A 9,857-nucleotide genomic window follows, 5' to 3' on the forward strand; every position below is an offset into this window, starting at 1 on the left:
TGTAATAACGATACAAAAATCCAGGATGGTTTCAAACCTATGCTGCTTCTAACACTTCTTCTTTCCCTCGCCCTCGCGGCCTTTTTCACTTTACTGCCTGCCCGCGTCCTTCACCGTCGCACCACCCGCGCCGACCTGTACGTCGGGGCGGGGGTCGCGGTGCTGGTCTGGCTGTGGGCGGCCTGTGTCTGGTCCAAGCCCGGGTTGACCGTCGACTTTGACGGCTTCCGCCTGGCGGCGCTGCTTGCCATGCAGCTGCTCGCCTGCGGGGTGGTCACAGGCTTCCGCCTGCGGCAGATGCTGCCCACCAAACTGCGCACCCCGGCGGCGGTCGGCCTGCTGGCGGCAGCAGCACTGGGGCTGGAACTTTTCGTCGGCAACCTCAACTGGCTTGCCACCCACGGCTACACGCCCATCGACCTGCGGCCCTACCTGACCGCCGACGCCGACCCCACCGCGCCGATCGTACTGAACGACGAGAACACAACACTGCAATTCATCGGCTTGGATTTCCCGATTTATAATTTGCAGCTGGACGGCCTTGTCTCACTGGCCGACGGCGACACGCCGGAGCAGAAAAACGTGCGGCTGAACCTGAACGTTTCCGCTACCGATGAAGCCGCCACAGTCTCCCGCCAGAGTTGGAACTGGCCGGTGGCCGCGGCGTCGGCCCGCAGCTGGGCCCGCAGCCTGGATCTCTCCGGCAAGGCAGACAGCCTGACGCTGACGGCCTCGGGCTTTAACGGAGAGTACCGGAGCTACCCACTGAACGCCCAGCTGAACACCGTTTACGCCAACGCCCGCCGCCCGCTGGATTTCTCTGTCCTGCGTTTCGCGGTTGTGCTGGCGCTGCTGCTGGCGGGCTTTGCCCTGCGCCCGGCAAGCGTCCTCTGGCGCGACGCCTACGCCGCCCATGAGCGCAAATACCGCCCGGCGGTGCTGGCTGTCGAGCTGGCCCTCTGCGCGGCGGCGTTCCTGGCCCCCTTCGGCGACCGCTTCAACGCGGGCATCGCCACGAGCTTTTACAACACGCCCGACTGGTCGGGTACGAGCCGCATCGACTTCACCATGCACATCAACGACTGGGCGTCCAACACGGCCGCCCAGTACGGCGCACTGGCTCACAGCTTTTTGCAGGGGAGGCTCGATTTGGAAAAAGACCCGCCCGCGGCTATGGCTGACCTTGCCAACCCCTACGACACCGCCGCCCGGCAGGACGCCGCGCCGGATGCCCTGTGGGATGTGGCCTACTACAATGGCCGCTACTACGTCTATTTTGGCGTTGTACCGTGCCTTTTGTTCCAGCTGCCCTTTGAGGCACTGACCGGCATCCGGGATCTGCCGCCAAGCTTGCCGATGATTTTCCTCGCCTGGCTGTACATTTTTGCGGTGTTCGGTTTCATCAGGCAGGCCGTGCGCCGCTGGTTCCCGAACGCCAGTGCCGCCGCCTGCCTGCTGACAGCGGCGGGCGCAGCCTCGGGCAGCCAAATCTACTATCTGCTGCACCGCCCCTCGGTCTATGAATACGCCATTTTAAGCGGTGCTGCGTTTGTTCTGCTGGCACTGTGGCAGTGGCTTTGCGCCGCCAACGCGCCCGAAACAAAGCGCAAGACCATCCTGTTCCACCTGGCCTTCGGCAGCCTGTGCATGGCGCTGGTGGCCGGCTGCCGCCCGCAGATGGTGCTTTTTGCCGTGCTGGCCCTGCCGATTTTCCGGCCGCGCTATATCACCCAAAAGCGGCTGCGCAGCCGCGCCGGGGCGGGGGAGTGCGCTGCATTCCTGCTGCCGGTCGTGCTGGTGGCCGTGGGCCTTATGTGGTACAACGCCGCACGGTTCGGCTCGCCCTTTGACTTTGGTGCCAACTACAACCTGACCAGCAATGATATGACCCGCCGCGGCTTTGCGGTGGGGCGCATCGCCCCGGCGGTCGTGACCTTCTTGGCGGGCATCCCCGGCGTGCAGACCGTGTTCCCCTATATCACGGCCACCAAAATGCAGACGAACTACATGGGCCTGACCATCACAGAGCTGTACTACGGCGGCGCGTTCGCCTGCCTGCCGCTGCTGTGGGGGCTGGCCGCGCTGCCGCTGGCCCGCCGCCGTCTGGACGCTCGCCGCGACCTGCGCGCTGCCGTGCGGCTCACACTGATTTGCACCGTGGCGCTGGCCGTCGTGGACTGCCAGATGGCCGGGATGCTCTACCGCTACCAGAGCGATTGGCTCGGCCCGCTGCTGCTGGCGGCGGCACTGGCCTGGCTGCTGGCCGAAAACACCCTGCAAGCCTGCCCCATTGCGCCGCTGGTCAAGACCCTGCGCCTTTCGCTGCCGCTGGCCGTGCTGGCGGGGGCGTGCTATAACTTCTGCGTCTATTTTGCGGCGGAGCCCCAGCTGATGGGCCAAAACCCCGCCCTGTATGAAAACGTGAGCCGCCTGGTTCAATTCTGGCTGTAAAAATCTGGATGTAAAAAGGAAAAGAGTATGGCTGACAAAAACATCTACACCGTCATCGTGGCCGACGATGAGGACGAACTGCGCGAGGCCGTCTGTACCATGATCCCCTGGGAAGCCCTCGGCTTCCACCTCGTCGGCAACGCCAGCAACGGCTTGGACGCGCTGGAACTCGTCGAGCGGCTGGAACCTGACCTGCTGCTGACCGATATCCGTATGCCGTTTATCTCGGGCATTGAGCTGGCCCGCCAGGTGCGCGAGATTCGCCCCGCCATGCACATTGCATTTTTGAGCGGATTTGACGATTTCGAATACGCGAAGCAGGCCATCCAGTACAACATCATCAGCTATATGCTCAAGCCGCTGACGATGGACGGCCTGGCGGCAGAGCTGAAATCCATCCACGAGAAAATCGACGCCCGCTATGCAGAACTGCGCCGCGCCGACACCGCCCACGCTGACCGCGCCGCATTCCTGATCCCGCTCGTGTTGGAGCACTATGATAGCGCCCCCGACGATTTGGAGGATCGCCTGCGCAATATGGCTGCGGAGCTCGGCCTTTTGCGCGGCACCGACGACCGCAGCGCTCTGGTCGTGCTGGCCGCTGTGCTGGATGGCCCCACCGACTATGAGGCGGGCTTTACCCAGCTGGTGGAGCAGAGCGCCAACAAATACTTACGGCATTTCGTGTTTTATTGCTGCGGCCGCGTTGTGGCGGTGCTGCTGGGCAACCCTTCGGACTTTGAGGAATATCTGCATATTCTCGCCGACGAGATTTGCCAGCTGGCGGACCGCGCCCTGGGCCGCACGGCCAATGTGGGCATCAGCCGCGAAGCTACCCAATTTGCCAGCTTGAATGACGCCTACAAGCAGGCCATCGAAGCCCTGCGCGCCGCCGCCGAGGGCGAGGGCGGCGTCAGCTTTACGGCAGATGCCCGCAAGACCGGCAGCCTGTGTGAGCGTGCGCTGGAAATCATCGGGCAGCATTACATGGATGAGGATCTGTCTCTGGCGTCCCTCTCGGCTATGCTGGATGTCAGCCCCAACCATTTGAGCGCCTGCATCAAGAAGTCGGAAGGGGAAACCTTCATCAACATTCTGGTGCGCCGCCGCATGGAGACCGCGCAGCAGCTTTTGCTTACCACTGATTTGCAGATACAGGAAATCGCCCGCCGCTGCGGCTATACAGACCAGCACTACTTTAGCTATTGCTTTAAAAAGTACAGCGGTACGTCGCCGGTGGCCCTGCGCCGCGCCCGCGCAGCGGGGGAGGCCCACGCATGAAGCGCCCGCCCCGCACGGCGCCCCTGGCCGCCGCGCTGATTTCCGCCGTGGCGGTGGCGGTGCTGACGCTCTGCACGACGCTGTTTCTGCGCAGCTACCGCAGCGCCGTGGTCGAGGCCGCCCGCACGAACAGTGCCCAGGCCGTCAGCCAGGTCGTGGGGACCGTGGGCAACTATGTCAGCACAATGGACAGCGCCGTCTCTATCGTCATGGAGCGGCTGGACGACGACACCGCCAGCCGCGACGCCTTTTTAAGCGCGTTCCTCACCGCCCGGCCCGAGGTCGCAGCCATCACCGCCTACGATGCAGACGGCCAGCTGCTGGACTGCTGGGCGCAGGAGGGCCGCAAACCCAAGGATGCGATTTTGCGGAACCTTTCCTTTGATTTGACCACCGCCCGCCGCCTGGGCCACGGCTACATCAGCACGCCCCACGTCGAGTCGATTTTTGAAGGTTACTACCCCTGGGTCGTGTCGGTCATCCGTATTGTGCCGGAAGGTGACACTGCGCGGTGTTGGCTCTCGGTGGATTTGAGCTTCAAGGAGCTGGCTGCCACCATCAGCAACGTCGGCATTGGCCAGCACGGCTACTGCTACCTGATGGACGAACGCGGCAACATGGTCTACCACCCGCAGCAGCAGCTTTTGTACGCGGGCCTGAAAAAGGAGGAAGCGGGCCGTCTGGCCTGCCTTGGCGACGGCACCTATGTCGAGGATACCGTCATTTACAGCGTCCAGCGCGTGCCGGGCAGCCCGTGGCGCGTCGTCGGTGTCAGCTACATCGACGAGACCGTCAACGAGAGCTTCTGGCAGATGGCCCGCATCGCTGTGGCTACCGCCGTATTGATCCTGTTTGCGGCGCTCATCGTGGGCTGGGTGTTGTCCCGCTCGCTGTCCCGCCCCTTGCAGCAGCTGGAAACCGCCACGGAGCAGTTTGAGCAGGACGCCGACCACTTTGCGTTCCAGTCGGTGCGCGGCACGCGGGAGGTGCAGAACCTCTCGGATTCCTTCGGGCATATGGTGGGCCGTATCCAGCGGCTGATGACCACCGTGCGCGAGGAGGAAGTTGTGCTGCGCAAGACCGAACTCAAGGCGCTGCAGGCTCAGATCAACCCGCATTTCCTCTACAATACGCTCGATTCCATCGCCTGGATGTGCGAACGCGGCAAAAATGCCGACGCCGTCCAGATGGTCCACGCGCTGGCGCGGCTCTTCCGCATCAGCATCAGCCGCGGCCATGAGCTGATCCCGATTGAAAAAGAACTGCAGCACGCCGAAGCCTACCTGCAGATCCAGAAATACCGCTACAAAAACCAGTTTACCTATCATTTCACGGTGGACGAGAGTTGCCTGCACTGTCTGTGCAACAAAATCACCCTGCAGCCCATCATCGAAAACGCCATTGTCCACGGCCTGGATTTGATGGTCGATTCCGGCCATATTGAGATCACGGTCAAGCCCGACGGTGACGATATTCTGCTCATTGTGGCGGACGACGGCATCGGCATGGAGCCGGAGCAGGTGGCGGCACTTTTGCAGAACGAACCCAGCGACCGCACCGGCATCGGTGTCAAGAACGTCAACGACCGGCTGCGCATCTACTTCGGCGCGGCTTACGGCATCTCCATCGTCAGTGCCCCCTACGAGGGCACGACCGTAACCATCCGCACTCCGCGCGTGCCGGAGGACAGGGAGGGAGACTATGACAAACTGCGTTAAACGTCTGCTGCCGCTGGCCTTGGCGGCGGCGCTGGCGGGCTGTACCATGCAGGCCACGGACAGCAACGCGACCCGCTACCAGGTGGCGTTAGTGGCAAAATCCAAGGATTCGGAGTTCTGGAACGCTGTCTTTACCGGCGCGGAGGCTGCCGCCACCGAGTACAATATGCAGCTGACCATCGCGGCCCCCAACAGTGAGGAAGACTACGAGGAACAGGATCGCATGATCGAGAAGGCCGTCGAGGACGGTGCACAGGCCATTGTCTTTTCCGCCATCGACTATGAAAAGAACGCTGCCGCCATCGATGCCGCGGCCGCGGCGGGTGTGACCATCATCGGCATTGACTCGGCGGTGGACTCCGCCCATGTGGCGGCCTACATCGGCGCGGACAACTACGGCGCGGGCCAGATGGCCGCCCGGAGCGCCCTGGACGGCATGGATGGCCAGCTCTACGTCGGCCTTATCAACTACGAGGTCAACGGTGCCAATGGCCGCGACCGCGAGCAGGGCGCACGCGACGCTTTTGCGGACAGTGGCCGGGCAGAGGTCGTCGCCGCCATGCCAACCCACTCCAACGCCGTCAGCGCCCGCAGCGAGGCTTTGTCCATGCTGCGTGAGCACCCCGAAATCAACGTGCTGGTTGCCTTCAACGAGGCCACCTCCGTGGGCGCAGCCCGCGCCGTGCAGCAGATGCAGCGGGCAGATGATCTTTGGCTGGTGGCGTTCGACTCGAACATCGAGACCATCGACGCCTTACAGACCGGCGTGGTGGACGCGCTGATCGTGCAGAATACCTACGGCATGGGCTATTTCGGCGTCGAGAGCGCCTACGAGCTGCTGGCCGGGCAGGGGAGCAGCGTGGAAGAATCCACCGTCACCACCACCCACATCATCACCCGGGACAATATGTTCGCCATGGATAAGCAAAAGGCATTGTTCCCGTTTGGGTGAAATAGGTATCCCTCCCGGGCCGTTTTCCATATGGTTGCCGCATTAAAACGCAGCCGTGCTGTAGGGGTCGCACATGTGCGGCCCGCAGCTTTCCCATAAATGACCGTCTGCCTTACGCAACTCCCTCCGGCCCTTCGGGCTTACCTCCCTTGTAAACGAGGGAGGATTTTCTTTTTTACCCCTAAAAATTCTTACAAAAATCAAACGCCTATAACCATTTTGTCACTTTTGCTGCGCAAACTGCACAAAATGGAACCGATTCAACTGGGCGAACTGTCCTAAACGGTGGAAAATTCCCCTTTTCGTCGGTGAAATTTCACCTTGTTTTTTCCCCACACCCCGAGTATTATAATAACTGTCAACAGGGTTCGCCCCTCTACAAGCGACCCGGAAAAAATCCACTGCTTAAAAAGAAGGAGAAACTTATCATGAAGAAACTCACTGCTCTGGCCCTCGCGGGCTGCATGGCCGTATCCCTCGCCGCTTGCGGCGGCTCCGCTTCCACCACCCCCGCTTCCAGCGAGGCTGCCTCTACTGAGTCCGCCGCTACCTCTGCTGCCGAGAGCGCAGCTGAGAGCGTTACCGAGGCCACTCAGGGCGGTAAGGTCGGCGTCTGCATCTACAAGTTCGACGATGCCTTCATGACCACCTACCGTAATGCTCTGCAGGAGATCCTCGAGGGCAAGGGCTACGAGGTCACCATCGTCGACGGCAATAATGACCAGGCCAAGCAGAACGAGCAGATCAACACCTTCATCACCCAGGGCGTTGACGCACTGATCATCAACCCCGTTATGACCTCCGCTGCCGACCAGATCATCTCCACCGTCAAGGGTGCCGATGTTCCCACCGTCCTGATCAACCGTGAGCCCACCGCCGATCAGATGTCCGCTTACGACAAGCTGGTCTATGTTGGCTGCGACGCTGCTCAGTCCGGCACCTTCCAGGGCGAGCTGATCCTCGACACTGAGAACAAGGGTGACATCAACGGCGACGGCAAGGTTTCCTACATCATGATTCAGGGCGACCCCGAGAATATCGATGCTCAGCTGCGTACCGAGTACTCCGTCAAGGCTCTGACCGATGCCGGCGTTGAGGTCGAGCAGCTCGACCTGCAGCGCGGTGACTGGGACCGTAACAAGGGCCAGGAAATCTGCCAGAACGACCTTGCCAAGTACGGCGATCAGATTGAAGTCGTCTTCTGCAACAACGATGACATGGCTATCGGCGCTCTGCAGGCTATTCAGGCTGCCGGCCGCACCGTTAACAAGGACATCTACCTCGTCGGTGTTGACGCTTTGGACGCTGCCAAGAACGAAGTTGCCAACGGCAACATGACCGGTACCGTTCTGAACGACGCTAAGGGTCAGGCTACGCAGGCTGTTGCTTCCATGGAGGAGCTGCTGGGCGGCAAGACCTTCGAGGCTGGCAGCCAGAGCGTCTACGTTGACTACGTCAAGGTTACCCCTGACAACGTCAAGGACTTCCAGTAATTTGACAAAAGCCACAGCTTAAACCAGAACAATCGAGGTGCGTGTGCGCAGGCGCACGCACCCTTTTTTCGTGAAAAGGTTACAAAAGATTAAAGGGGGCCAGCGAATTGTCAGAGTACCGCTTGGAGATGTGTGATGTCGTCAAGACGTTCCCCGGCGTCAAGGCACTGAATCACGCACAGCTGAAATTGAAACCCGGCACCGTCCATGCGCTGATGGGAGAGAACGGCGCGGGCAAGTCTACCTTGATGAAGTGCATGTTTGGTATCTACCACATGGACGAAGGCAAGGTCATTTATGAGGGACAGGAGGTCCAGATCAAGGGACCTCTGGATGCACTGAACCGCGGCATTGCGATGGTGCACCAGGAGCTGCAGCCCATCCCGGAGCGTTCCATCGGCGAGAATATCTACGTCGGGCGCTACCCAACCAAGAAATACGGACCCGTCACCGTCATCGACCACGACAAGATGTACGAGGATGCGGCCAAGGTCTTAAAGGAAGTCCACCTGAATTATGATCCGCACGCAAAGCTCGGAACCTTGAGCGTTTCCCAGATGCAGCTGGTTGAGATCGCCAAGGCGGTCTCCGCAGACTGCAAGGTGCTGATCCTCGACGAGCCGACCTCCTCGCTGACGGCGGCCGAGGTCGAGGCGTTGTTCACCATCGTGAACGAGCTGCGCGCCAAGGGCGTCTCCATCGTCTACATCAGCCACAAGATGGACGAAATTCTTCGCATCAGCGACGAAGTCACGATCATGCGCGACGGCCAGTACATCGGCACCTGGGAGGCCAAGGAACTGACCACCGATATGATCATCACCAAGATGGTCGGACGTGAGCTGTCGAACCTCTACCCGCCGCGCTCGAATACACCCGGTGAGGTCGTGTTTGAGGTCAAGGACTTCACATCCATCAACCCCAAGAGCTTCCGTCACGTCAACTTCAACGTCCGCAAGGGCGAGATCCTCGGCGTTGCGGGTCTGGTCGGTGCCCAGCGCACCGAGCTGATGGAAGGTCTGTTCGGTCTGCGCTGCCACACGTCGGGCACCATCACCTATAAGGGCAAGGAACTGACCATCAACCAGCCGCAGGACGCCATCAAAAACGGCATCGCCATGCTGACCGAGGACCGCCGCGCGACCGGTATTCTGGGTGTGCTTTCCATTGCGGATAACGTCTCCATTGCATCGCTGAACAAGTATCTGATCGGCGGCATCATGCTGGACGACAACAAAATCGAAAAGCTCGTGCAGGATAATGTCGCCAAGCTGTCCATCAAGACGCCGTCCTCCAAAACGCAGATTCAATCGCTGTCCGGCGGTAACCAGCAGAAGGTGCTGATCGCCCGCTGGCTGGCCAACGACCCCGATGTTTTCATCATGGACGAGCCGACCCGCGGTATCGACGTCGGTGCAAAGTATGAAATTTACTGCATCATCGCCGAGATGGCCAAACAGGGCAAGAGCATCATCATGATCTCCTCCGAAATGAGCGAGCTGATCGGTATGTCTGACCGCATCATGGTCATGTGCGATGGCCGCTGCACCGGCTTTATCGACGGTGATAAGGCGAACCAGGAGAACATCATGACGCTGGCTACCCAGTTTGAATAAGGAGGAATCCGAAAATGGAGAAAAAATTCAACTTTAAAAAATTCCTGTCCAATAACGCGATCATTATTCTGATCATTTTGCTGGCCCTCTTCGTCGGCTGCACGACCCAGAACTTCTTTACCGAGACAAACGGCAAAAACCTGCTGCTGAACGTCGCCCCGCGTTTCATCATCGCCTGCGGCGTTTCGGGATGCCTGATTACCAAGGGCACTGACCTGTCCGCCGGCCGTCAGGTCGGCCTGGCCGCCTGCTTCTCCGCCATGCTGCTGCAGAGTGTTGACTACTCTGCCCGCATGCTGCCCTGGCTGCCCGATATTCCGTGGCCCGTGGCCCTGCTAATCGTCAT

At 60.5% G+C, this 9,857-nt stretch carries 6 protein-coding genes and 1 pseudogene; all 7 read left to right on the forward strand.

The window, feature by feature from the left end:
* Positions 1-39: 39 nt before the first annotated feature.
* Positions 40-2,451 carry a hypothetical protein gene (locus ACZO0A_RS10840; protein ID WP_302375430.1) on the forward strand — a complete coding sequence of 804 codons (2,412 nt, stop codon included), beginning with the start codon at positions 40-42 and terminating at the stop codon, positions 2,449-2,451.
* Between the two features lie 27 nt (positions 2,452-2,478).
* Complete coding sequence (locus tag ACZO0A_RS10845) at positions 2,479-3,732, forward strand: response regulator (RefSeq protein WP_302375431.1); 1,254 nt, start codon at positions 2,479-2,481, stop codon at positions 3,730-3,732.
* Entirely contained in the window at positions 3,729-5,450 is a 1,722-nt protein-coding gene (locus ACZO0A_RS10850; protein ID WP_486846316.1) for a cache domain-containing sensor histidine kinase, read from the forward strand. Before ACZO0A_RS10845 ends, ACZO0A_RS10850 begins: the two co-directional genes overlap by 4 nt.
* Positions 5,434-6,402 carry a substrate-binding domain-containing protein gene (locus ACZO0A_RS10855; RefSeq protein WP_302375434.1) on the forward strand — a complete coding sequence of 323 codons (969 nt, stop codon included), beginning with the start codon at positions 5,434-5,436 and terminating at the stop codon, positions 6,400-6,402. The genes ACZO0A_RS10850 and ACZO0A_RS10855 overlap by 17 nt, the downstream gene beginning before the upstream one ends.
* A 428-nt stretch (positions 6,403-6,830) precedes the next feature.
* Positions 6,831-7,895, forward strand: a complete 1,065-nt coding sequence (locus tag ACZO0A_RS10860) for a galactose ABC transporter substrate-binding protein (RefSeq protein ID WP_215692283.1) — start codon at positions 6,831-6,833, stop codon at positions 7,893-7,895.
* A 107-nt stretch (positions 7,896-8,002) separates the two neighbouring features.
* Positions 8,003-9,511, forward strand: coding sequence for a sugar ABC transporter ATP-binding protein (locus ACZO0A_RS10865; RefSeq protein ID WP_078784057.1), 1,509 nt, complete (start codon positions 8,003-8,005; stop codon positions 9,509-9,511).
* 14 nt (positions 9,512-9,525) lie between these two features.
* Positions 9,526-9,857 (forward strand): annotated as a pseudogene (locus ACZO0A_RS10870) (beta-methylgalactoside transporter); the annotation flags it as partial.

The sequence above is a fragment of the Gemmiger sp. genome, from assembly GCF_057431175.1.